The organism is Kitasatospora sp. NPDC088134 (assembly GCF_044741705.1).
Classification (GTDB): domain Bacteria; phylum Actinomycetota; class Actinomycetes; order Streptomycetales; family Streptomycetaceae; genus Kitasatospora.
Window position 1 is genome coordinate 1 of sequence record NZ_JBIUTD010000010.1, and the last position, 21,276, is coordinate 21,276.

Sequence of the window (21,276 nt, forward strand, 5' to 3'; positions counted from 1 at the left end):
TTCACCTGGAAGGAGGCGGCGAACACCGACTGGGTGGCGACGGGGCCGTCCGTGCCGGCTTCGAGGTCGACGGCGTCGGTGATCAGGCCGGAGCCGAGGCGCAGGGCGGTGCGGGCGGCGATCTCCTTGCCCTCGCCGGAGGAGGTGACCAGGACGGCGGCGGCGCCGGTGTGCTGGGCGATCTGGGTCAGGGCGTCGACCTTGGGCACGACCAGCTGCGCGGCGAACTCGGCGGCGTCGGCGGTGTAGACCTTGGCGGCGCCGTACTCGGCGGCCTTGGCGGCGATCTCGGCGGCGGCGTCGCCGGCGCCCAGGACCACGGCGGAGGGGGTGCCCAGGCGGCGGGCCAGGGTCAGCAGTTCGAGGGCGGGCTTGCGCACCGCACCGTCGACGTGGTCGACGAGGACCAGGATCTCGGTCATGATCGGTTGCTCCTGACGAGGATGCGTGGAGAGGGAGGCGGAGGAGGGGCGGACGCCGGGGCCCGTCGGGCCGCGTGCGGCGCCGCACCCGGAGGACGGCCTACCGCGCGGGCGGACCGTCGGCGGCGCGGCCGAGCCCGGTGCGCCGGGGCCCGGGGCGCCGTCCGGGGCCGGTGAACGGCCCGGACGGGACACCGCGGGGGCGGCGCGCCGAGGGTGCGTCAGATGAACTTCTGCTCGGCGAGGTAGGCGGCGAGCTGCTTGCCGCCCTCGCCCTGGTCGGTCACGATGACGCCCTTGGTCCGCGCCGGGCGGGCCGCGACGTCCTCGACCTTGGTCCACGACCCGGCCAGGCCGACCGCGTCGGCGTCGATGCCCAGGTCGTCCAGGTCCAGCGAGGCGACCGGCTTCTTCTTCGCCGCCATGATGCCCTTGAACGACGGGTACCGGGCCTCGCCCGACTGGTCGGTCACCGACACCACCGCCGGCAGCGCCGCCTCGACCTGCTCCGAGGCCGCGTCACCGTCCCGGCGGCCCTTCACCGCGCCGCCCTCGACCGACACCTCCGACAGCAAGGTGGCCTGCGGCACGCCCAGGCGCTCGGCCAGCAGCGCCGGCAGCACACCCATCGTGCCGTCGGTGGAGGCCATGCCGCACACCACCAGGTCGAACCCGGTCCTCTCCAGCGCCGCCGCCAGCACCGCCGAGGTGGCGATCACGTCCGAGCCGTGGATGTCCTCGTCGTTGACGTGCACGGCCTTGTCCGCACCCATCGACAGCGCCTTGCGCAGCGCGTCCTTCGCGTCGTCCGGGCCCACCGTCAGCACCGTCACCTCGGCGCCCTCGTTCGCCTCCGCGATCCGCAGCGCCTGCTCCACGCCGTACTCGTCCAGCTCCGACAGGAGGCCGTCCACGCCCTCCCGGTCGGTGGTGGCATCGTCCGCGAAGCGACGGTCACCGGTCGCATCGGGCACGTACTTCACACAGACAACGATCCTCAAGCTCACGGCTGCGTCGTCCTTTCCTGCCGGAGGGAACTCAGTACCCCCACTAGACCACACTCCGTGCCACAGATCCACTCCCGTGCGGAGTGATGGGGGCCTCAGTGTCCAGGGTGGAGGGAACTGAGTGTCAGGGGAGTGGGCGCAGTGGCAGCGGGCGGGGGCGGGCGGCCCAGCGCAGCGCGTACCAGGAGAGCAGGGAGAGCAGGACGGCGCTGGGGAGCTCGGCGCTGTAGGCGAGCAGTTCGGCGGTGCGGAACGCCTCGCCGCGGTGGGCGGACCAGAGGTCGAAGAAGGCGTCCATGCCGAGCAGTACGGCGGTGGCGGAGGCGATCGGGCTGGTGGCCAGGTGGCGGCGGCGGATCAGGGCGGCCAGCAGCAGGAGCGAGGCGGACTCGATCACGTCCAGCCAGATCCAGGAGTTGGCGAGGTTGCGGGCGCCGAAGCGGCCGTGCACCGTCAGCGCTAGGTCGACGATCCACGGCAGTAGCAGGACGGCGGCGACCCGCAGGGCGATCGGCAGGACGCGCAGGACGGTGTCCTCGTGGCGGGCCGCCGCTTTTCGGAAGTCGAACACCCGGCGATCATAGGGCGGCCGACGCCACCGGCCCGCACCGCGCCCGGCCGGTGGGGCTTGGCGGTACGGGCCGGGCGGCGGTGCGGGCCGGGTGTGCGGTACGGGCCGACGACGGCCCGCCCGGCGGACGGGGCGTCAGGCGGTGCGGCGCACGCGGACGGTGGAGTCGCGGTGCGGCCGGGCGTCGGGGTCGGCGACGGGGTGGCCGGCGTGGTCGTGCCGGGGGTGCTCCTCGGCGCGCTCCACCGTCCACGCGCCGGGGTCGAGCCGCAGCGCGGCCAGCGTCTCCGCCGGGGTGGGGAAGTGCATCTCGGGGTGCGGGTGGCCGGGCCGGGCGGGGTGCACGGCGTGGCTGGTGATCAGCAGGGTACCGCCGGGCGCGACCGCCTCGGCGGCCCGGCGCAGCACCCGCTCGCGCGGGAACTCGGCGGGGGAGTGCAGGAACTGCGCGGACACCAGGTCGTAGGAACCCAACGGGAAAGCGTTTTCCAGGTCCACGGCCAGGTCCACCCGCCGCCAGTCGATCCGGTCGGCCACGCCCTCGACGGCGGCCCGGGCGGCGGCCCGCTCCAGGGCGACCCGGGAGAGGTCGACGGCGGTGACCCGCCAGCCCCGTCCGGCCAGCCAGATCGCGTCGCCGCCCTCGCCGCAGCCCAGGTCCAGCGCGCTGCCCGGGGCGAGGTCGGCGGCCTCCACGGTCAGCGAGGCGTTCGGGCGGCCGCTCCAGATCTGCTCGCTCTCGCCGTAGCGCCGCTCCCAGAACGCGACGGCCTCGACGGCGAGCCGGGTCTCCTCGGCGATCAGGTCGGCGTTGATCGCGGCGGCGGCGCGCAGGGCGTCGGCGGTGGCGACGGCGACCTGCGCGAGCGGGTCGGTGAGGTTGCCGGCCGCCCACACGCCGGGGACGCCGGTGGCGCCCGTCGGGTCGGTGGTGGCCAGGTGGGTGCCGAACCGGACGCCCTCGCGGACCAGCTCGGTGGTGGTCAGGCCCAGGTCGGCGAGGAACGGCGCGTCCACCGCCAGTTCGGTGCTGACCGCCAGCGCCTCGCAGGCGACCTCGGTGCCGTCGGCGAGCCGGACGCCCGTCAGCGCGCCCGCCCCGTCCTCGGGCAGCACGGCGGCGACCTCGCCCGCGACGACGGTGACGCCGCGGGCGGCGAACTCGTGCAGCTGCTGCTCGGTGAACGGCTCGGCGGTGTGCGCGAGCACCGTGACCTCGGCCGTCCACTGCCGCCACAGCAGCGCCTGGTGCGCGGCCACCGCCGGGTGGCCGGCCAGTACGGCGATCCGGCGGTCGCGCACTTCCCAGCCGTGGCAGTACGGGCAGTGCAGCACCCCGCGGCCCCAGTGCGCGGCCAGGCCGGGCAGCTCGGGCAGCAGGTCGGTGGTGCCGGTGGCCAGCAGCAGGCGGCGGGCGTGCACGGCGGTGCCGTCGGACAGCTCGGCGCGGAACCCGCCGTCCGCCTCGCGGACCACCGAGCGCACCTCGCCGTCGTGGAACTCGCCGCCGTACGAGGCGACTTCGGCCCGGCCGGCGGCGACCAGCTCGGCCGGGGACACCCCCTCGCGGCCGAGCAGGCCGTGCACGCCCGCGGCGGGCGCGTTGCGCGGCCGGCCCGCGTCGACGACCAGGACGGAGCGGCGGGCCCGGGCCAGGGTCAGGGCGCCGCCGAGACCGGCGGCGCCGCCCCCGACGACCAGGACGTCGTGGTGGCGGGTGGGGTGCGGGGGCTGCTGGTGGCGGTGCGTCGTGGTCATGGCTCGATGGTGCGCCGGGCCCGCCGGATTGACAAACATTGTTGCTGGGGCGGCAAATAGTGAGGTGGGGGCGGGTGCGGGGCCGGTGCGGAGCGGAAGGAGCGGACCATGGGCGAGCGCGGCGAGCGGGACGGACAGGGCGGCCAGGGCGTGCCGGGAGAGGACTTCGAGGCGGTGCTGACGGCGGTCGGGCCCCGGCTGCGGGCGATCCGGCAGCAGCGCGGCACCACGCTGGCGCAGCTCAGCGAGACGACCGGGATCTCGGTCAGTACGCTCTCCCGGCTGGAGTCCGGCGGCCGCCGTCCCACCCTGGAACTGCTGCTGCCGCTGGCCCGGGCGTACGGCGTCGCCCTGGACGAACTGGTGGACGCCCCGCCGACGGGCGATCCGCGGGTGCGGCTGCGCCCGTTCGTCCGGCACGGGTGGACGTACCTGCCGCTGGCCCGCAACCTCGGCGGGATGCAGGCGTACAAGATGGTGGTCCCGGCGGGCAGCAGCCGGGAGGACTGCGAGCAGCGGACCCACGAGGGGTACGAGTGGTTGTACGTGCTGTCGGGGGAGCTGCTGTTGCGGCTGGGCGAGCACGAGGTGGTGCTGAAGGCGGGCGAGGCCGCGGAGTTCGACACCCGGACGCCGCACCTGTTCACCAACGTCGGCCGTCGGCCGGTGGAGTTCCTGAGCCTGTTCGGCCCGCAGGGCGAGCGGGTGCACGTCCGGGCCCGGACCGCCGAGTCGCCTGGAAAGAAAGCGAATTGACTGGCAGCCACGGCGGAGAGCCGCGCCCTGGGGTGGGCGCGGCTTCCGAACTGTGTTGCGGGACGGTTCAGTTGACGAAGACGGTGCCGCCCAGGGTGGTGTCGGTGACCGGGCCGTACGCGGCGGAGAAGTCGATCGACGCGAAGCAGATGCTCGGGCCGGTCAGCTTGGTGAAGTTCTGGTTGGACATGGTGATCTTCGGCGGGGTGTTGGTGGCGCTGCCGTTGAGGCTGCCGGAGGTCGACTTGTAGGTGCAGATGGCGTTGCCCGCCAGGGTCTTGAGGTTGACGGCGGCCTGGACGGAGCCGCTGGCCGCGGTGAGGCTGACCGGGAAGCCGGCCGCGTCGGAGATGCTCAGCGTGTAGGGCAGGTTGGTCATGGTCAGGCTGTTGACGCCGGTGACGCCGACCACGTTGGAGGTACAGCCGGAGAAGGTCAGCGTGGAGACCGGACCGGAGGCGGTGCCCGGGGCGGTCGGGTTGCTGCTGACGGTGCCGCCGATGGTGGAGACGGTGCACTTGACGCCGGTGGTGGTGCCCGGGTTGTACATCGTCGCCAGGGTGCCGCTGACCAGGCCCGCCGAGAGGCTGTCGCCGACCGCGACCGCGGTGGAGGTGCCGGCGATGGTCAGCACGGGCGTGCCGGTCGCTCCGGCGGGGGAGGTGGTGAGGGCGAGCAGGGCGGTGGCGGCGGCCACGGCGGCGGCGCCGGCGTAGAGACGGTTGCGCACGAGGGTTCCTTCCGGTGGGTGGGGCATCCGGGTGGTGCCGTCCCGGCGGTGTCGCCGGGACGTGCGGCTCCGCAGCGCGGAGCCCGTGCCCGCCCCGGTCGAGGGTGGGGCGGGCACGAGTCGGTGGGGGCGCGAGCGGGGAAACGCGGCCGGCGGCTTCTGACGGCTCCCGGCGGCTCCGGGTGGTTCGGGGCGGCTCTCAACGGCCGGCGGTGGTCCGGGCCGGCTCTCGGGGGTGCGGGGCGTCGGCGACTCAGTGCGCGGCGCTGTCCTGGAGCGAGGCGGTGAGGTCGGCGATGTCGGTGTCCAGCACGAAGGAGGCGTTGGTCTGCTGGAAGCTCACCGAGTTCTTGCCGGGGGCGGCGGGCAGGTTCATGGTCCAGTCGATGATCTGGTCCAGCGAGCCGAGCAGGCCGCAGCCGTTCGCCCCCGGGGTGGCGAAGGTGTTGTCGACCATGGCGGCGTTGGTCTCCGAAATGACCAGCGCGTTGTGGCCGTTGGGGTCCATGGTGTACCCGAGCGTCCCCGGGTCGCCGGTCATGGGGGAGGCCGGCGCGGGCGGGGCGGTGATCCCGGTGGTGGGCTTGAGGATCAGCGGTGCGGAGTCCGAGCCGACGTAGCAGTGCGAGCCGAACAGCGCGTTGTAGAGGTGGAGTTTGATCGGCAGCTGGAACACCGGGTACGGCTCTCCGGTCGCCAGCGGGGTGAACTTGGTGACGGGGCCCGCGAGTTCGACCTGCGCGAAGACGCTGGTGATGCCGGGCAGGAAGTTCTGGATGCCCGGGATGGTGATCTGCACCATCGGCGCGCTCATCAGCGGGCCGTTGGTCGGCGGCACCACGGTGTACTGGTTGGCCGTGCTGCCGTCCGGGAACGACACCTCGGGCGCGGACTTGTCCCAGTAGAAGCCGAACTGCAGCTTGATCGGTGAGTTGAACGGCACCACCGTGCTGCCGAGGGTGAACTTCCCCGCGTTGGTGACCGACACCAGGCAACCCACCTGGAGGTTCTCCGGGTTGGTCATGGCGGGCGCGGCCAGCGGACAGTTCCCCATCCCGGTGTACGGGGCGCCCGGCGTGACGGCGGCCGCCGACGCCGGGGCGGTGGAGGCCAGCAGCGCGGCGGCGGCGAACACCGCGACCGGTGGCGCGAGGCGTCCGAGCCGGCGACGACGGGAGGCGGTGCGGGGGGAACCGGCGCGCGGGGTGGGGCGCATGGGGACTCCTCAAGGCAGGACGGCAGGAGAGCGGGACGACAAGAGAAGGGGGACGGCAGGGCGGAGCTGCGCGGCGTACAGGAACAGCGGCGCAGCGGCACTGCGGGGCGCGGCGGTGTGCGGCGCGGGTGCATGCGGTGCGGGTGCTGGACGTGGCGGACGCGGCGGACGCGGCACGGAGAGGTGGGCGAGAACGTGGCGCAGGAGGTGCGCGGGGCGGGCGCTCGACGCCACGAGCGACCGGCCCCGGGGTGCGACTGCGACTGCCACTGCCGCGCCGCGACGGTCCGCCCTGCCGGGGGCGCGCCGTGACGACGCGGTTACCGCCGGGTACCCGCCAAGTTCTAGGCCGCGCTCGGCTTCAACGTCAAGGAGGGGAACGGAAGTTGGAATGAAGGTGAGTGGAGTTTCGATCGTCCGTGTGCTCAATTTCCTCTTCAGTCACAGGAGTTGACTGGAGTTCCGGCAACCGGAAGCGGTGCGCGAAGTATTGACCCGCCATGTACCCCGGGGTAACTTCCAGTCAGCTCGCCGTTGTGAGAATGATCGTCAATTATGCTGCCGGGCAAGAGAGTTGATCGATCGATCGTCCACGCCAGGGCCTCGCCGGTGCGCTGCGGAATCCCCCACTCGACCCTCTGGAGCTGCACATGGCCCCCTCCGCAGAACAACCCGCCGCCACCTCGAACGGGCGCGGCCGGGTCCGGCTGCGCCGCGCCGCCCTGATGGCGATACCCGCCTGCGTGACCGCCGGCGTCCTGGTGACGCTGACCGCGCAGAGCGTCCTCGCCAACCAGTTCGCGATCTCCGGCATGGCCTTCCAGGTCACCGCCGACCGCCTCGACGGCTCCGGGTTCGAACAGTTCGGCACCCTGGACAACATGATCGAGAACAGCCCCAACGCCGGCGACACCGGCGGCCAGCTGTTCCTGATCCAGACCGTGGTGAAGAAGGCCTCGCTCGCCAAGCTCTGCCAGAGCGTCAACCTCGGCGGCATCAACCTGCTGATCACCGCGGGCGACAAGGGCACCCCCGTCACCGCCGAGAACCTCACCACCGACTCCGACCTGATGAGCGGCGACGCCGAGTTCAAGGGGCTGGAGGTCGGCCGGGACGCCAGCACCTTCGACAAGGGCGGCGTGGCCGGCCCGCCCGGAATGTTCGGCCAGCAGGGTGACACCGTGGCCGTCGACCACTTCCGCCAGCAGAACTACGCCACCACCGCCGGCACCTTCCGGCTGCCCAACATGCACCTCAGCTTCAGCGCCGATGGCTGCTGAGCACGACCCGGCACCGGACCGGGCGGCCGACCCCACGGCCGCCCGGCCCACCGGGGCCGGGAACGCAGGGGACGCCGAAGCCGCAGGGGCCGCGGCGGGGGACGCCGGGGAGTCCGGGGCCGCCACGGCTGCGCCCCCGGGCGGCTTCGCCGGGTGGCGCGGGCGGCGCCCGTTCTGGGGCGGCCTGATGGTCGCCCTGGCCGGGGCCGAGATCCTGTTCACCGAGAAGGCCCCGATGCGGATGATGATCCGCATCGGACTGCTCGGTCTGGCCGGCTACGTCATCCCCGTGCTGATGGTGCTCTGCGGCCTGCTGCTGATCTTCCATCCCGTGCAGCGGGTCTTCTACTCCCTGCTCTCCGTCCTCGCCACCCTGGGCAGTTGGATCACCTCCAACCTGGGCGGCTTCTTCGTCGGCCTGATCCTCGGACTGGTCGGCAGCACCCTCGCCTTCGGCTGGCTGCCCGACCAGCCCCGGCGTGTCGGCCGACGGGCCCGCCGCGCCGAACGCCGAGCGACCCCGGCCTGACCGGGGCGGACCGGCGGCGGAGCGTGGCCGCCGCCGGGTACGACCGGTCGTGGTTCCCGCACACCGAGCGGGCGGGGACCGCGACCGGACCCCAGCGCGTTCCGGGGTGCCCCGGAGGCATGCTGATCGGTCGGACGGGCAGTCGGGCGGTCGGACGGTCGGGCAAGCGAACGGTCCGATGATCTGACGGTCCGACAGAACGCCAATCCGAATCGGATGATCGGACGATCCGCTCGGAGCGCGGCCCCGGAGGTTCGGCCGGGTGCCCGGAGGAGCGCCGGTCGGCACTGCGCCCCGGTACGGCACTGCGCCCCGGCGCGGCCGCTTGGTAGCTTGGCCGCTGACGGCCCGTGGGCGGAGCGGCGAACCGACAGGTGGGTGGGCGAATGGGGCGCACGGACGCGGTACGGGTACTCCGGTGCGGCAGTGACGCCGTCCTGGTCGAGGCCGAGGACGCCGAACGCGCCCAGCGGCTGCACGAAGCGTTGCGCGCCGCCGCGCCGGATGGGGTCGTCGAACTCGTCCCCGCAGCCCGCACCGTCCTGGTCCGCTACGACCCGGGCGTCACCGACTGGCAGCGCCTGGGCGCCGCCGTCACCGCCCTCCCGCTCGCCGAAGCGCTCGCCGAAGCGGTAGGCGCCGCCGGGGCCCCGGCGGACGCCGGGACGGTGCTGATCCCCGTCCGCTACGACGGGCCCGACCTCGCCGAGGTCGCCGGACTCACCGGGCTGACGGAGCGCCAGGTCGTCGAACGGCACACCGCCGCCCGCTACCGCGTCGCGTTCTGCGGCTTCGCCCCCGGCTTCGCGTACCTCACCGGGCTCGACCCCGTGCTGCGCGTGCCGCGTCGCGCCGAGCCCCGCACCCGGGTGCCCGCCGGGGCGGTCGCCGTCGCCGACGAGTACACCGGCGTCTACCCGCGCCCCAGCCCCGGCGGCTGGCGCCTGCTCGGCAGCACCGCGCTCACTCTCTGGGACACCGCCGCCGACCCGCCCACCCGGCTGCTCCCCGGCACCGCGGTGCGCTTCGTCGAGACCGACTGAAGGACCGGAGGACCCCCGATGAGCCACCCCACCCCCGTCGGCCCCGTCGGCCCTGCCGTCCCCGCCGGCCCCGCCGTCCCGGCAGCCGCTTCGAACACCGGCATCCTGGTCGTCCGGCCCGGATACGGCGCCACCGTCCAGGACCTCGGGCGCCCCGGCCTGGCCGCCCTCGGCGTCGGACGCTCCGGTGCCGCCGACCCCGACGCGCTGCGTCTCGCCAACCGCCTCGTCGGCAACCCCGAAGGCGCCGCCGGCCTCGAAGCGCCCATGGGCGGAGTCGAGTTGGAGTTCCGCGCCACCACCACCTGCGCCCTGGTCGGCGCCGACTGCCCCGCCCACGCGGCCGGCCGGCCCGTCGACGGTCGCACCCCCTTCACCGTCCCGGCCGGCGCCCGGCTGCGCCTGGGCACGCCCGCCCGCGGCCTGCGGGTCTACCTCGCCGTCCGCGGCGGGCTCGACGTCCCCGCCGAACTCGGCTCCCGCGCCACCGACACCATCGCCGGACTCGGCCCCGAACGCCTCACCGCCGGCCGGCTGCTGCCCGTCGGCCGCGCCGCCACCGGCTGGCCCGCCACCGACCTCGCCCCGCCGCCCGCCACCCCCGGCCGCACCGTGCTGCACGTCGTCCCCGGCCCCCGCGACGACTGGTTCACCGCCGACGCGCTGCACACCCTGCTGACCGCGCCGTACACCGTCACCTCCGACAGCGACCGGGTCGGCATGCGCCTGGACGGCCCCGCGCTGGCCCGGGCGCGCGGCGGTGAACTGCCCTCTGAGGGCATGGTCGCGGGCGCGCTCCAGGTCCCGCCCGGCGGCCGGCCGATCCTGTTCCTCGCCGACCACCCCGTCACCGGCGGCTACCCCGTGATCGCGGTGGTCCGGCGCCCCGACCTCGGCGCGGCCGCCCAGGCCAGGCCCGGCGACACCCTGCACTTCCGGCTCGACGGATAGGCCCGCGGAAACCAGGGGAAACCCCGGGAAAGGGGGCCCGGCGCAGCTCAGCCCAGTTCCACCACCCGGGCCCAGGACGGCGGGAGGTCCGGCTGGTAGTCCGGGTCGTCCTCCCGCACCCCGGGGCGGGGGCGCGGGAACAGGCCGATCACGGTGCGGCACGGCGGCGGCTGCGAGGGCCACGGGGTCTGACCGTCCGTCAGCACCACCACCACGTCCACCGGCGGACGGCGGCGCAGCGCCGCCGCGAACCCCGCGCGCAGGTCGGTGCCGCCGCCGCCGATCAGCTCCAGGCCGCCCTCCGCCGCGACCTGCCGGACCTGCCGGGCGGCGGCGTCGCAGGCCACCACCGACACCAGCTCGCGCCGGCAGCCGACCGCACGGACGATCGCCGCCGTCTCCAGCAGCGCCGTGCCCAACTCGCCGTCGCTGACCGAGCCGGAGGTGTCCACCACCACCGCGACCCGCGGCGGCCGCCGCCGCAGCGCGGGCAGTACCACGCCCGGCAGGGACGCGGCGCGGCGGGCCGGACGGCCGTAGCTGTAGTCGTCGCCGCGCCCCGCCGCCGCGGCCGCCGAACGCACCGCCGCGCCCAGCAACTGCCGCCACGGCTGCGGCGGGTGGAACGCCTGCTCGGCCCAGCGCCGCCAGCCCGCCGGGGCCCGGCCCGGCCGGGCCAGGATGCCCTCGGCGACCCGGAAGCGCACCAGGTCGCGCTCCTGGTCGCTCAGCCCGTGCGCGTCGTCCGGCCCCAGCTCCCAGGCCCGTTCCAGCCCGTCCGCACCGCTGCCGCACTCCAGCCACACCAGGTCCTGGAACTGGGTGCCGAGCGAGAACTCCCGGACGTACTCCTCCAGCAGCCCGCCCTCGGACAGGCCGAGCGTCTTCGGGTAGACCGCGTCGGCGGGATGGACCAGGCCGTCGCCGAACGCGTCGTCGTTGATCTCGCAGTCCGCCGCCAGGTTGATCCGCAGCCGGTGGCCCGGCCCGTCGAGGTCGAGTTCGCGCATCACCCGGTCGCCGCGCCGGGCGTGGTCGCGCAGCAGGTGCGACACCTCGTGCACCCACACCGAGGCCAGCACCTCCTCCGGGGTGCGGGCCACGAACCGCGGGGACGCGTAGCAGCGCCAGTGCCGGTCGACCGCCATGGTCGGCACCCGCGCCGTCTCCACCACGTGCAGCGCGAACAGCGCCGTGGCCAGGTACGGGCGGGCCCGGGCCGCGTGCAGCCGGGCCGCGTACAGCTTCTCCCGGTCCTCGGGGGTGAGGCGGTCCTCCGAGGTGAGGCGGTCCGCCCGGTCGGCGGGCAGCGCGTCGGCCGGGCTGCTCATCGGCGGCCCGGGCCCGTGGTGGGGCGGGCGCCGACCCGGGCGGCCGAGCGGTCCGCCCGGCGGGAGAGCTTCAGCGCACCCGCGAAGCGTTCGATCAACTCCGGTACCTCCCAGTCGTCCTGGCGCAGTGCGGCGAGCGTGGTGACCGGCACCACCAGCACGTCCGGCGCGCCGTCGGCCAGCGCCAGGGCCATCAACTCCCAGGCCGCGTCCCAGCGTTCCCGGGACGGGCGGGCCCGGACCGCCGCCACCACGGCGTCCAGCACGGTCTGCCGCAGGTCGCCGCGCTTCGGCAGGACGGCGGCGGCCGGGTCGGCGAGCAGGTCCTCCGGGGCGGGCAGGTCCATCCGGTCGACGGCGGCCAGCAGTTCGAGGCCCGGGCCGTCGCCGACGGTGCCGCGCACCAGCAGCGACATCACCTCGCGGTCGGCGCCCGCCGCGGTGGAGAAGGCCAGCAGCCGCACCGTCATCTCCCAGCTGCGCGGCGACGGCCAGGCCCGGCCGCGCCCGGTCTCGTGGCCCGGGACGCGGTGCGTCAGTTCGGGCCGCACCGTCAGCAGGCCGCAGACCGCGCGGCGGCCGAACTCCACGGCGGCGGGCAGCCGTTCGGGATCGAGCCGGGGCAGTTCGGCGCGCGGCCACACCCCGCCGAGGCCGCGCACCACCACCTCCGCCTCGTGTACCCAGTCCAGGTGGACGAAGCGGTTGGCCAGCGGGGCGCTCAGCTCCCAGCCGTCGGCCGCCGAGGAGCGCGGGTTCGCCGCCGCCACGATCCTTACGCCGGGCGGGAGTTCGAGCGAACCGATCCGGCGCTCCAGCACCAGCCGGAGCAGCGCGGCCTGCACGGCGGGCGGCGCGGTGGACAGCTCGTCCAGGAACAGCAGCCCGCGCCCCTGCCGGGCCAGCCGGACCGCCCAGTCCGGCGGAGCCAGCGGCACGCCCTGGCGGGCCGGGTCGTCCCCGATCACCGGCAGGCCGGCGAAGTCGGAGGGCTCGTGCACGCTGGCGATCACCGTGGTGAGCGGCAGGTCGAGTTCGGCGGCGAGCTGGGTGAGCGCTGCGGTTTTCCCGATGCCGGGCATTCCCCACAGAAGAACAGGCAGATCGGCGGCGACGGCGATGGTGAGGGCTTCGAGCTGGAGGTTCCGGCGCGGCTCGGTGCCGGACTGCCGCAGCAGCGCCAGCAGTTCGTCGGCGACGTTGAGCCGGGACCTCGGGACGGCCGGGGAGGGTGGGGCGGTCGGGGAGGGGGGAACGGCGGGGGCGGTCGACAGCGGGGCGGTCAGGGGCATGGTCGAAGACATGGCGGAATCACCTGTGGTGGGGAGGAGGGAAGTCGAAGGGCTTGGCGCGCAGGGGTGTTCAGTGGGGTCGGCCGCACCCGCACTGCCGGGGCCGGTGGGCGCGGTTCGTGCGCAGCCTCGGGTGCGGCCGGTGCGGACGGCCGTCGGGCAGGTGGACGCGGTCGTGGACCACCGGGGCCGGGCCGTTGAAGCGGCGCCCCGGGTCGAGGCCGCCGGCGTACAGGCTGCGGTCGATCAGCCGCCGGGAGTCGGTGCGCAGCACCTCGGCGAGCGGCCCCTCGCGGGGAACGCCCTGCTCGCCGAGGAGTTGGCGCAGCGCGTGCAGGGCCCCGGCGCGGTCGCCGTGCAGCAGCCGCTGCCGGATCGCGTCCAGGCTCTCCGGTGCGCGGTGCGCGCGGTCGACCGCCCGCAGGCAGGGCAGCGGGGTGCCGCCGAGCTCCACCAGCAGTTCTTCGCGCCGCAGTTGCTCCGGCGCGTGGTCGAGCGGCACCAGCACGCCGTCCACGACGGCGAGTTGATGCAACTCGCCCCGGCATTCGACCCACAGCGGGCCGTCGCCCGGCCGTGTGGCCGGGGCGTTGCCCTCCGCGGTGCGGCCCGGCGCGTGGTCCGGTGCGAGCGCGGCGGCGACCAGCGGGTGCAGGCGTGCCGGGTCGATCAGGCCCGCGCGCAGCAGCAGGACGTCCGGGGGCGTCCAGGTCGCGGCGTCCGGCAGCACCGGGTGACCGCGCGCGGCACGGACCGGACCGGTCTCACCCGAGGGGCTCAGCAGCAGGTGGCGGCGGGTGCCGATCCGCACCGCGACCGGGGTGTCCGTCGGCAGGCCGTCCGCCGAGCGCAGCAGTCCGGCCTCGAACGTCCAGATGGTGTAGGCGAGTTGACCGTCCGTCAGTTCACCTGTCGGGGGAGGGGGTTCGGGGGCGCGGGTGGCGAGTTCGGGGGCGCGGCGGGCGTCCCAGAGGTGCCGGTGCAGGTCGAGGCGGAAGCGCGGGTCGGGGTGCGGTGTCCCGTGCGTCCCGTCCCACAGCGCGAGTTCGACCCGCTGGCCGGCCGAGGCGCAGGCAGGGGCGGTGCGCGCCACCAGGTGCAGCGGCGCGGCCCGCGCGTCCGGGCCCGGCCCGTCGCGCGGGTAGCGGGCCAGCGTGAGCGTCAGGCCGGTCCGCAGCAGCCCGTCCGGAGCGGTGCGCGGCAGGTGCCAGCGCAGCAAGTCCGGTGCCAGGTGCCGCAGATCGGCTCTCAGTCGGGCCGCCGACTCGGCGCCGTACATACGGGACACGGCGCGCAGGTCGAACCTGGGGTCGAATCCGGCTGCCGCGCAGGCGCCGCCCCAGTCGCCGGATTCGCGGCGGGCGGTGGCGCTCTCGATCATGGCCGGGGGCACGGCGAACTGCCGTACGCGGGGCCAGAAACGGGTACGAGGGTCCTCGTCCGGGAGGGAAGTGTCGTGCATCAGCACTCACTTCGGACGGACGGGGCCTCCAATCCATAAGTAGTCATCGCGGTGATGGTAACGGTGTTCCGGCCGTTCTGTCAGCCCCGTTCTTCGACGACCCCGCCCCGACGTAGGCTGGCGGCAGGGGCCGGGACCGGCCTGGAGCGGGAGGTGGGCGGCGGTGGCAGGCAGGTGGGGGCGGCCGGTGGAGGCGCTGCGGCACAGGCTGCTGCGGGAGATCAACTCCACGGTGCACGGGGGCGATCTGCACCTCGAACGCTACGACCGGCCGCCCGGGGACCCGGGACTGTTCGGCCCGTCCAGCGTCGTCTGGCAGGTGCACGGGCACCCCGCGGGCATGTTGGTCGGCGGGTTCGCCGCGCTGATGCTGCAGTCCCTGCACCCCGTCGCCATGCGCGCGGTGGCCGAGCACTCCGACTACCGCACCGACCCCACCGGCCGGTTGCACCGCACCGCGCGCTTCGTCTCCACCACCACCCTCGGTTCGTCCGCCGCCGCCGAGGCCGCGATAGCCGCCGTGCGCCGCATCCACACCCACGTCCGCGGCTTCGACCAGCAGGGCCGCCCCTACCGGGCCGACGACCCCGCGCTGCTGTGCTGGGTGCACACGGCGGAGGTCTCCTGCTTCCTGGCGGGGCACCAGGTCTTCGCGGGCCGCCCGCCGGGGGACGAACGCGTGGCCGAGCACGCGGCCGAGCGGCCGGGCGGGCCGCTCGGCGCGGCGCAGTGCGACGCGTACCTGGCGGAGGTCGCGCTGATCGGCGAACTGCTCGGGGCGCACGAGGTGCCCGCCTCGCGGGCCGAGCTGGCCCGCTACCTCGGGCGGGTGCGCGGCGAGCTGCGGGCGACCCCCGAGGCGCTGGAGGCCGTCACCCTGCTGCGCGGCTTCGGCCGGACGCGGCGCGAGCGGCTGGCCGTGCACGTGCTCACCAACGCCGCGGTCGGCCTGCTGCCCGGCTGGGCGCGGCGCGAACTCGGCATCCGCCGACCGTGGCCGGTCCGCCGCTTCTGGGACCGGCCGCTGGCCCGGGCGCTCGGCGCGGCCATGGTGTGGGCCTGCGGCCTGTCCCCGATCCGCGCGGCCGCCGAGGCCCGGGCCCACGCCGAACCGGCGGTACGGGTGACGCGCGGCTGAGGACCGCCCGGGCGGGACGGCGCGGGACGGCCGGGGGGAGCAGGGGGAGCAGGGGGAAGACAGCACGGGGAGACGGGCGGGGAGAGACGGCGCTGGGCACGGCGAAGCGGCCGCCGCCCGGGGCTGGGACCGGGTGGCGGCCGCTGTGTCGCTGTCGTCAGTGCTCGGCGACCGGTGCGGAGCGGAAGGGCGTCAGCACTGGGGCCGACGGCCGTGGTTCGCTCCCCGCTTGGCGCGGGCCTTCTTCTTGCGGCGTCGCTTCGATGACATGGCCTTCTCCTCTCACGGCGGTGCACAACGGCCCCCCGTCCACGGTGCCCCGACCCGCTCCGGTCCGCCAGCCGAGGTGCCGGAGCGGGGCCGCAGGTCCGGCCGTCCGCGACGCGCGGATGACACGCCGGAGGCGGAGTCGGCGGGGGCGCACCATGGAGAGTGGGGGAGCAGGGGGCCGCACCCAGCGACGGGAGACGAGATGTCGCACCACACGCACGGACACCACGACGGGCCGGCCGACGAGTGGCCGCCCACCGAGACCCCCGAGGCCCGGATGACCGCCGAGGGCGCACCGCCCCCGGACGAGGCCGAGAAGACCCCGGCGGACGGCCCCGAGTTCGCGGTCCTGGTCTCCTCGCCGCCGGAACCCGAGGAGGACTGACCTCCCCGGGCCTTCGACCCGGGCCTTCGACCCGGGCCTTCGAAGGAAGCAGGTGCGGCAGCGGGTGCGGCTGCGGGAACGGGGGCGGTGCATCGCGTCGCCGATCCGGGTTAGACGAACAGGAGATATGTCCGTCAGTTCGTCTGTCGACCCGATCGTTCGACGGAAGGAGCATCCGATGACCGTGATCTCGCGGCTCCCCGGGGCCACCGAGGAGGAATGGGACTGGCAACTGCGCGGGGCCTGCCGTTCGGCCGACGCGCGGCTGTTCTTCCACCCGCCCGGTGAGCGCGGCCAGGCCCACGACGACCGGGACCGCGCCGCGAAAGCGGTCTGCGCCCGCTGCCCCGTCCGGGAACGCTGCCTGGGCCACGCCCTGGAGACCCGGGAGCGCTACGGGATCTGGGGCGGCCGCACCGAGGAGGAGCGCCAGTCCCTGCTGCGCCGTCACCGCCGCAACCGCGGCCGGTGAGCGGGCGCGGCCGGTGGGCAGACAGTCAGTGTGCCGGCCAGTGCGCGGAGGAGGTCGGCGCCACCCGGGCGGGGCTCAGGCGAGCAGCCGGGTGGCGTCGATCTCGGCCCAGATGGACTTGCCCTGGGCGTGCGGGTCGGCGCCCCAGCGGTCCGCCGTGCGCTGGACGATGTAGAGGCCGTGGCCGCCGGGCAGGCCGGGGCGGTGCGGGGTGCGCAGGGTCGGCAGCACGGAGGACGCGTCGCTGACCTCGATGCGCAGGCGGGCCGGAGTGGCGTCCAGGACCAGCTCGATCGGGCCGCCGGCGTGCAGCATCGCGTTGCCGACCAGTTCGGCGACCAGCAGGACGACGTCCTCGGCGAGGTCCGGGTCCGGCGGGGTGGCCCAGGACCAGTCGGCGAGCGCCTCAGCGGTGAAGGCCCGGGCGCGGGCCACCGGGCGGGGCACCGAGGCCAGCCGCAGGCGGCGCCGCTGGCCGCCCGGCGGAAGGGTGGGGCCGGTGTTCGGGCGGTCGCCGTCGAGGGTTCCCCGGCTGGGTGTCACGTGCGGGTTCCCTTCGGGCTCGACGGCGGGTTCACAGATCGGTTTCCCGCCCGTGCTCGGATTATGCCGGGTGCGACCGGCGGGACGGACGGGATGGTGGGCGCCGCGCGGGCGGAACGCGGGCGGAGCGCCCGGTGTCACGGGGGCGGAGCGGGTGCGGGGCGTGCCGGAAGGGGGTGTCACAGGAGGGACCGCCGGTGGTCGCGGGGCCGCGCCGGACGCGCGGCGGAGGGGGTCAGCCGGCCGCGGAGAGTGCCTCGTCCACCGTGTCGTGAATGGTGAACACGGCTTTCGCGCCGGTGAGTTCGAGCAGGTGGCGGACATTGCCCGAGAGCGCCGCCAAGTGGAAGGAGAGGCCGCTGTCGGTGGCGGCCATCCGGGCCTGCAGCAGCAGGTTGAGCCCGGAGGAGTCGCAGAAGTCGATCCGGCCCAGGTCGACCACCAGCAGCCGGGGCTGCTCGGCGATCAACCGGTCCAGTGCCTCCCGGGCGGGCTCCAGGCTCTCGATGTCCAGATCGCCCGCGAGCGTGCACACCGCCGCGCCGTCCGGTGCGTGCCGGACCTCGACCGCGAGCGGGGCCATCGGCATGTTCTCGGCTGGCATCCTCGTCCTGTTCCCTCGACCGTTCTGCCTCGACCTTACGCACTACCGGGCCCGGCGGTCGAGACGGGGGCCCGATGGGCGGGGCGGCGGCCGGGCCGCCGCCCCGGGAAAGGTGTGTCACGGGGCGTCAGTCCGTGGCGGTGAGGCCGGCCCGGAGCTTGGCCAGGGCACGCGACAGCAGTCGGGAGACGTGCATCTGGGACAGCCCGAGCCGGGCGCCGATCTGCGACTGGGTGAGGTCCTCGGTGAACCTCATGGAGAGGATCTCGCGGTCCCGCTCCGGCAGTTGGGCGATCAGCGGCTTCAGCGCGACCAGGTTCTCGATCAGCGCGAACCGGCCGTCCACCGCGCCCAGCCGCTCGGCCGGCTGCTGCCCGTCGCCCTCGCCCGACGAGGTCAGGTCCAGCGACCCGGCGGTGTGGGCGTTGGCCGCGGCCAGGCCCTCGATCACCTCCTCCTCGGGCAGCGACAGGTACTCCGCGAGGTCGGCGACGGTGGGTTCGCGGTCCAGCGTCTGGGCGAGCGCGTCCTGCGCCTTCGCCAGGTCGAGCCGCAGCTCCTGGAGCCGCCTGGGCACGTGCACGGACCAGGTGGTGTCCCGGAAGTGCCGGCGTATTTCGCCCACGATGGTCGGCACCGCGTACGTGGTGAACTCCACGCCCAGCTCCGGGTCGAACCGGTCGATGGCCTTGATCAGGCCGACCGAGCCGACCTGCAGCAGGTCCTCGTACGGCTCCTTGGAGTGGCCGAAGCGGCGGATGGCGAACCGGACCAGGGACAGGTTCAGTTCGATCAGGGTGGCCCGGACGTAGGAGAACTCCCGGGTGCCCTCCTCCAGCCCCGCCAGGCGGCGCAGCAGCACCTTGGTCATCGCGCGGGCGTCCGCGGGCGCGGTGTTCGCCGGGTCGGCCAGGGCCGCCGGGTCGATGCCCTCGATCTCCCCGAGCTCCCCGAGGCCGCGTCCCAGGACGGTGCCGATGGATTCGGGGGCGGGGGCTCCGAGCAGGTCGGAGTCCGCTCCGATGGATGCGGTGGGGAGAAGTTCATCAGTGGGCACAGGCATGCCAGTCCTTTCCTCGTCTCCGGCCGGTCCGTCCCCGGGTACCCGGTCCGCCGGAGGCCATGCCCCCTGCGAGTGTGAAGTTTCCGTGGAGGATTCGTGTGGTCCGTGCGCGGCAGTGGTCTGTCAGTACTCCCGGGCCAGGTGGCGGTCCGGCTGCAGGCGCCGCCGAGGCTGCGCTGCCACGGCCGGGCTTCCGGTGGCCACCCCAGCCACCGTACCGGTACCGGCGCCGCGCCCCGCCTGCCCCGGGACGCGAGGGCGGCGGGACGTACGGGCGGACGGGCGCATGGGCGGCGGGACGCATGGGCGGCGGGGGACGGGGCAGGCGGCATCCGGACGCGGACCGCAGTCGGTGCGGCCGCGCTTGCCGCGAGTCGGACGAGAGCGGGACGAGAGCGAGAGGGAGACGCCATGGGCCGGATCGAGGAATCCGTCGAGGTCGACGCGCCGATCGACGCGGTCTACCGGGAGTGGACCGAATATCGAGCGGTGCCCCTTTGCATGCGGGGCGGCGCCGAGCACGGCGCCGCCGCGACGGAGGTGATACCGCAGGACCGGATCGCCTGGGACGGGGGCCCGGACCTCTCCGGGCACTCCGGCGTGGTCACCTTCCACCGCGTCACCGACCGCACCAGCCGACTGATGCTGCAGCTCGACACCGAGCCCCACGGCCTGTGGGACCACCTGGTGGAGGGTCTCGGCTTCACCGATCGTCGGATCATCGACGTGCTCGCCGCGTTCAAGGAACAGGTGGAGCACGGCGGGTCCGGCGGGGCCGGTGGCTCCGGCCTGGCCGCCTGAGCCGGGGCGGCCCGGCCACGTTCTGTCCCCCCCGCGCGGGCAAGCCCGCGGGACCGCGCGAGACCACGGAAGGGAGTACCGCCATGGGCCCCGTCACCGAGCGGATCACCCTGTACCTGCTGACCCCCGAGGGCACCGCCGCCGCCCTGGAGACCGAGTGGCACTACCGGCCGGACGACCCGTACGCCGTCCGGCTGGAGTTCGGGCCGGAGACCGCCGGCGCCTGCTGGGTGCTCTCCCGCGAAATGCTGGTGGCGGCGCTGAGCTGCCCCGTGGGGGAGGGCGACATCCAGCTGGCGCCCACCGAGGACGGCCTGCTCTGCCTGGCGCTCGGCTCCCGGGCGGGCGTGGTGCTGCTGAGCACCGAGGCCGCCCCGGTCGAGCAGTTCCTGAACGCCACCGCCGAACTGGTGCCGTTCGGCACCGAGTCCGAACGGATCGACTGGGACGGCGGGTTGGCGGCGCTGCTGTCCGCCTGACCCGCCGCCACCGCCGCCACGACGCCGTCGGCACCACGCCCGTCCGGAGGGGTCCGGCGGGCCGGAGGGGTTCGGCGGGCCGGGCCGGCGGCGGTCTCAGCGGCGGGCCAGGCGCCGTTCGCCGCCCGCGCCGGTGATGTACTCCAGCTGGTAGTGCGCGAACACCTCGGGCTCCTGCTCGGCGGGCAGCACCCCGTCCGGGTCGATGGACGGCGCGTTCTTCACGTCGCCGCGCCCGTACGGGACGCGCAGGTAGCCGGGCCCTGCCACGGACTGCGTGATCGGTACGAACACCAGGCGGTGGCGCCCCAGCATGCCGACCGTGACGGTGGCGAAGAACGGCTCGTCGGTCGCGGTGTCCACGTAGATGTTCTCCAGGCTGCCGATCTTCTTGCCGTCCTGGTCGACCACGTCGTGGTTGCGCCACTCCCGGATGTCGGCGATCTGGATCATGCGGGCCTCCCGTTGGCTGGGCGGGCACCCGGCACGGGCGCCCCGACCCGTCCATGGTCACCGAGCCCGGCCCCGCCCGCCCGTTCGGACCTGCGGCGTTGGACCGGACGGCGGTGCACCGGGCGGAAGGTGGGCGGCCTGAGTGCGCGTCGGGTGGCCGACCGTCGGACGGCGGTCCGGGTCGGGTGGCTGTGCGGGGCAGGTGACTGCGCGGGTCAGGGCAGCAGCAGGTCGGCCAGCTCGTCGAGCAGTTCGGCGACCCGGCGGGCCCGGGCGGGGTCGCCGACCGCCTTGGCGATGACCGGCCCGGCCGGGCGGGCGGCCCGGGCGCGGACGTAGCCGCGGGCGAGCCCGGAGGCGGAGAGCAGGGTGCGCCGCCCGTCGGACGGGTCGGGGGCGGCGTCCAGCAGGCCGCGTTCGCGCAGCCGGGCCACCGAGGTGGAGACGTGGCTCTGTGCGAACCCGGTGCGGGCCCGGATGTCCTGCACCGAGGTGCCGGGGTGGCGGTACACGTCCGCGACCACCGCGATCTCGCCCGGGGTGAGCGTTCGCGCGGCGTGGTCGGTGACCGTCTCCCGGCCCAGCTCGGTCAACCGCTTGCCGAGGCGCAGCAGCCGGACGCCGTCGACCCCGGCCGGGTCGCCGGGGGACGGCGGTGGCGGCGGTACGGGCGGTGGCGTCGCGGGCGGGGGCGTTTCCATGGCGCAGAGGGTACATCTT

23 protein-coding genes and 1 pseudogene are annotated in these 21,276 nt (G+C 75.0%); 10 read left to right on the forward strand and 14 right to left on the reverse strand.

Annotated features, from left to right (window positions below; genetic code table 11):
* The 4 genes and pseudogenes from ACIOHG_RS17705 to ACIOHG_RS17720 form a co-directional block, all read right to left on the reverse strand.
* Positions 1 to 422: pseudogene (locus ACIOHG_RS17705) on the reverse strand (electron transfer flavoprotein subunit alpha/FixB family protein); the annotation flags it as partial.
* A gap of 221 nt (positions 423 to 643) precedes the next feature.
* Complete coding sequence (locus ACIOHG_RS17710) at positions 644 to 1,429, reverse strand: electron transfer flavoprotein subunit beta/FixA family protein (RefSeq protein ID WP_400951214.1); 786 nt, start codon at positions 1,427 to 1,429, stop codon at positions 644 to 646.
* 124 nt (positions 1,430 to 1,553) lie between these two features.
* Positions 1,554 to 2,000, reverse strand: coding sequence for a hypothetical protein (locus tag ACIOHG_RS17715; protein WP_400951217.1), 447 nt, complete (start codon positions 1,998 to 2,000; stop codon positions 1,554 to 1,556).
* A 135-nt stretch (positions 2,001 to 2,135) separates the two neighbouring features.
* Positions 2,136 to 3,758, reverse strand: a complete 1,623-nt coding sequence (locus tag ACIOHG_RS17720) for an FAD-dependent oxidoreductase (protein ID WP_400951220.1) — start codon at positions 3,756 to 3,758, stop codon at positions 2,136 to 2,138.
* A 108-nt stretch (positions 3,759 to 3,866) separates the two neighbouring features.
* Here ACIOHG_RS17720 and ACIOHG_RS17725 point away from each other — a divergent pair, with 108 nt between their 5' ends.
* Positions 3,867 to 4,514, forward strand: a complete 648-nt coding sequence (locus tag ACIOHG_RS17725; RefSeq protein ID WP_400951223.1) for a helix-turn-helix domain-containing protein — start codon at positions 3,867 to 3,869, stop codon at positions 4,512 to 4,514.
* Positions 4,515 to 4,581: 67 nt separating this feature from the next.
* Here ACIOHG_RS17725 and ACIOHG_RS17730 read toward each other — a convergent pair whose 3' ends face one another.
* Together ACIOHG_RS17730 and ACIOHG_RS17735 are read right to left on the reverse strand one after the other, a co-directional pair.
* Entirely contained in the window at positions 4,582 to 5,244 is a 663-nt protein-coding gene (locus tag ACIOHG_RS17730) for a Tat pathway signal sequence domain protein (RefSeq protein ID WP_400951226.1), read from the reverse strand.
* A 253-nt stretch (positions 5,245 to 5,497) separates the two neighbouring features.
* Positions 5,498 to 6,460 carry a hypothetical protein gene (locus ACIOHG_RS17735; protein ID WP_400951229.1) on the reverse strand — a complete coding sequence of 321 codons (963 nt, stop codon included), beginning with the start codon at positions 6,458 to 6,460 and terminating at the stop codon, positions 5,498 to 5,500.
* A 650-nt stretch (positions 6,461 to 7,110) separates the two neighbouring features.
* Between ACIOHG_RS17735 and ACIOHG_RS17740 the strand changes: the two genes are divergently transcribed.
* From ACIOHG_RS17740 to ACIOHG_RS17755, 4 genes are all read left to right on the forward strand, one after another.
* The gene (locus ACIOHG_RS17740; protein ID WP_400951231.1) at positions 7,111 to 7,740 is read left to right on the forward strand and encodes a DUF6230 family protein; all 630 of its coding nucleotides are present in this window, start codon (positions 7,111 to 7,113) and stop codon (positions 7,738 to 7,740) included.
* Positions 7,730 to 8,269 carry a DUF6114 domain-containing protein gene (locus tag ACIOHG_RS17745; RefSeq protein WP_400951233.1) on the forward strand — a complete coding sequence of 180 codons (540 nt, stop codon included), beginning with the start codon at positions 7,730 to 7,732 and terminating at the stop codon, positions 8,267 to 8,269. The genes ACIOHG_RS17740 and ACIOHG_RS17745 overlap by 11 nt, the downstream gene beginning before the upstream one ends.
* A 386-nt stretch (positions 8,270 to 8,655) precedes the next feature.
* Entirely contained in the window at positions 8,656 to 9,312 is a 657-nt protein-coding gene (locus ACIOHG_RS17750; RefSeq protein WP_400951235.1) for an allophanate hydrolase subunit 1, read from the forward strand.
* 18 nt (positions 9,313 to 9,330) lie between these two features.
* Positions 9,331 to 10,263 (forward strand): biotin-dependent carboxyltransferase family protein, encoded by a 933-nt coding sequence (locus tag ACIOHG_RS17755; protein ID WP_400951238.1) that lies wholly within the window; start codon positions 9,331 to 9,333, stop codon positions 10,261 to 10,263.
* 47 nt (positions 10,264 to 10,310) lie between these two features.
* Here the strand turns inward: ACIOHG_RS17755 and ACIOHG_RS17760 are convergent, their stop codons facing one another.
* From ACIOHG_RS17760 to ACIOHG_RS17770, 3 genes are read right to left on the reverse strand one after another with little or no spacing between them, the layout of a single operon-like run.
* Positions 10,311 to 11,594 carry a VWA-like domain-containing protein gene (locus ACIOHG_RS17760; protein WP_400951241.1) on the reverse strand — a complete coding sequence of 428 codons (1,284 nt, stop codon included), beginning with the start codon at positions 11,592 to 11,594 and terminating at the stop codon, positions 10,311 to 10,313.
* A complete protein-coding gene (locus ACIOHG_RS17765; RefSeq protein ID WP_400951243.1) occupies positions 11,591 to 12,898 on the reverse strand; it encodes an AAA family ATPase in 1,308 nt (435 codons plus the stop codon). The genes ACIOHG_RS17760 and ACIOHG_RS17765 overlap by 4 nt, the downstream gene beginning before the upstream one ends.
* A 58-nt stretch (positions 12,899 to 12,956) precedes the next feature.
* A complete protein-coding gene (locus tag ACIOHG_RS17770; protein ID WP_400951244.1) occupies positions 12,957 to 14,348 on the reverse strand; it encodes a hypothetical protein in 1,392 nt (463 codons plus the stop codon).
* A gap of 163 nt (positions 14,349 to 14,511) precedes the next feature.
* Here ACIOHG_RS17770 and ACIOHG_RS17775 point away from each other — a divergent pair, with 163 nt between their 5' ends.
* From ACIOHG_RS17775 to ACIOHG_RS17785, 3 genes are all read left to right on the forward strand, one after another.
* Positions 14,512 to 15,486: an oxygenase MpaB family protein gene (locus ACIOHG_RS17775; RefSeq protein ID WP_400951247.1), complete on the forward strand. Its 975-nt coding sequence runs from the start codon at positions 14,512 to 14,514 to the stop codon at positions 15,484 to 15,486.
* Between the two features lie 472 nt (positions 15,487 to 15,958).
* Positions 15,959 to 16,141 (forward strand): hypothetical protein, encoded by a 183-nt coding sequence (locus ACIOHG_RS17780; protein ID WP_400951250.1) that lies wholly within the window; start codon positions 15,959 to 15,961, stop codon positions 16,139 to 16,141.
* Positions 16,142 to 16,319: 178 nt separating this feature from the next.
* Positions 16,320 to 16,613: a WhiB family transcriptional regulator gene (locus ACIOHG_RS17785; RefSeq protein WP_400951253.1), complete on the forward strand. Its 294-nt coding sequence runs from the start codon at positions 16,320 to 16,322 to the stop codon at positions 16,611 to 16,613.
* 75 nt (positions 16,614 to 16,688) lie between these two features.
* On the opposite strand, the gene ACIOHG_RS17790 is transcribed toward ACIOHG_RS17785, so the two are convergent.
* The 3 genes from ACIOHG_RS17790 to ACIOHG_RS17800 all read right to left on the reverse strand — a co-directional run bounded on the left by ACIOHG_RS17790 (position 16,689) and on the right by ACIOHG_RS17800 (position 18,823).
* Positions 16,689 to 17,156: an ATP-binding protein gene (locus tag ACIOHG_RS17790; protein ID WP_400951256.1), complete on the reverse strand. Its 468-nt coding sequence runs from the start codon at positions 17,154 to 17,156 to the stop codon at positions 16,689 to 16,691.
* A gap of 235 nt (positions 17,157 to 17,391) precedes the next feature.
* Positions 17,392 to 17,760, reverse strand: a complete 369-nt coding sequence (locus tag ACIOHG_RS17795; RefSeq protein WP_400951259.1) for an STAS domain-containing protein — start codon at positions 17,758 to 17,760, stop codon at positions 17,392 to 17,394.
* A 127-nt stretch (positions 17,761 to 17,887) separates the two neighbouring features.
* On the reverse strand, positions 17,888 to 18,823 hold the full coding sequence (locus ACIOHG_RS17800) for an RNA polymerase sigma factor SigF (protein ID WP_400951260.1): 936 nt from the start codon (positions 18,821 to 18,823) through the stop codon (positions 17,888 to 17,890).
* 411 nt (positions 18,824 to 19,234) lie between these two features.
* Here ACIOHG_RS17800 and ACIOHG_RS17805 point away from each other — a divergent pair, with 411 nt between their 5' ends.
* Together ACIOHG_RS17805 and ACIOHG_RS17810 are read left to right on the forward strand one after the other, a co-directional pair.
* Positions 19,235 to 19,624, forward strand: coding sequence for a hypothetical protein (locus ACIOHG_RS17805; RefSeq protein ID WP_400951263.1), 390 nt, complete (start codon positions 19,235 to 19,237; stop codon positions 19,622 to 19,624).
* An 83-nt stretch (positions 19,625 to 19,707) separates the two neighbouring features.
* A complete protein-coding gene (locus ACIOHG_RS17810) occupies positions 19,708 to 20,103 on the forward strand; it encodes an SsgA family sporulation/cell division regulator (RefSeq protein WP_400951265.1) in 396 nt (131 codons plus the stop codon).
* A 96-nt stretch (positions 20,104 to 20,199) separates the two neighbouring features.
* Here ACIOHG_RS17810 and ACIOHG_RS17815 read toward each other — a convergent pair whose 3' ends face one another.
* A complete protein-coding gene (locus tag ACIOHG_RS17815; RefSeq protein WP_400951268.1) occupies positions 20,200 to 20,556 on the reverse strand; it encodes a PRC-barrel domain-containing protein in 357 nt (118 codons plus the stop codon).
* A 215-nt stretch (positions 20,557 to 20,771) separates the two neighbouring features.
* Positions 20,772 to 21,257, reverse strand: a complete 486-nt coding sequence (locus ACIOHG_RS17820) for a MarR family transcriptional regulator (RefSeq protein WP_400951270.1) — start codon at positions 21,255 to 21,257, stop codon at positions 20,772 to 20,774.
* Between the last annotated feature and the right edge of the window lie 19 nt (positions 21,258 to 21,276).

Excerpts from the sequence above, each read along its gene's own strand:
- ACIOHG_RS17820 (WP_400951270.1), bottom strand. The coding sequence starts at position 21,257 with ATGGAAACGCCCCCGCCCGCGACGCCACCGCCCGTACCGCCGCCACCG.
- ACIOHG_RS17795 (WP_400951259.1), bottom strand. The coding sequence starts at position 17,760 with ATGCCAGCCGAGAACATGCCGATGGCCCCGCTCGCGGTCGAGGTCCGG.
- ACIOHG_RS17740 (WP_400951231.1), top strand. The coding sequence starts at position 7,111 with ATGGCCCCCTCCGCAGAACAACCCGCCGCCACCTCGAACGGGCGCGGC.
- ACIOHG_RS17815 (WP_400951268.1), bottom strand. The coding sequence starts at position 20,556 with ATGATCCAGATCGCCGACATCCGGGAGTGGCGCAACCACGACGTGGTC.
- ACIOHG_RS17780 (WP_400951250.1), top strand. The coding sequence starts at position 15,959 with ATGTCGCACCACACGCACGGACACCACGACGGGCCGGCCGACGAGTGG.
- ACIOHG_RS17785 (WP_400951253.1), top strand. The coding sequence starts at position 16,320 with ATGACCGTGATCTCGCGGCTCCCCGGGGCCACCGAGGAGGAATGGGAC.
- ACIOHG_RS17800 (WP_400951260.1), bottom strand. The coding sequence starts at position 18,823 with ATGCCTGTGCCCACTGATGAACTTCTCCCCACCGCATCCATCGGAGCG.
- ACIOHG_RS17805 (WP_400951263.1), top strand. The coding sequence starts at position 19,235 with ATGGGCCGGATCGAGGAATCCGTCGAGGTCGACGCGCCGATCGACGCG.
- ACIOHG_RS17765 (WP_400951243.1), bottom strand. The coding sequence starts at position 12,898 with ATGTCTTCGACCATGCCCCTGACCGCCCCGCTGTCGACCGCCCCCGCC.
- ACIOHG_RS17750 (WP_400951235.1), top strand. The coding sequence starts at position 8,656 with ATGGGGCGCACGGACGCGGTACGGGTACTCCGGTGCGGCAGTGACGCC.
- ACIOHG_RS17810 (WP_400951265.1), top strand. The coding sequence starts at position 19,708 with ATGGGCCCCGTCACCGAGCGGATCACCCTGTACCTGCTGACCCCCGAG.
- ACIOHG_RS17760 (WP_400951241.1), bottom strand. The coding sequence starts at position 11,594 with ATGAGCAGCCCGGCCGACGCGCTGCCCGCCGACCGGGCGGACCGCCTC.
- ACIOHG_RS17725 (WP_400951223.1), top strand. The coding sequence starts at position 3,867 with ATGGGCGAGCGCGGCGAGCGGGACGGACAGGGCGGCCAGGGCGTGCCG.
- ACIOHG_RS17720 (WP_400951220.1), bottom strand. The coding sequence starts at position 3,758 with ATGACCACGACGCACCGCCACCAGCAGCCCCCGCACCCCACCCGCCAC.
- ACIOHG_RS17745 (WP_400951233.1), top strand. The coding sequence starts at position 7,730 with ATGGCTGCTGAGCACGACCCGGCACCGGACCGGGCGGCCGACCCCACG.
- ACIOHG_RS17755 (WP_400951238.1), top strand. The coding sequence starts at position 9,331 with ATGAGCCACCCCACCCCCGTCGGCCCCGTCGGCCCTGCCGTCCCCGCC.
- ACIOHG_RS17770 (WP_400951244.1), bottom strand. The coding sequence starts at position 14,348 with ATGCACGACACTTCCCTCCCGGACGAGGACCCTCGTACCCGTTTCTGG.
- ACIOHG_RS17735 (WP_400951229.1), bottom strand. The coding sequence starts at position 6,460 with ATGCGCCCCACCCCGCGCGCCGGTTCCCCCCGCACCGCCTCCCGTCGT.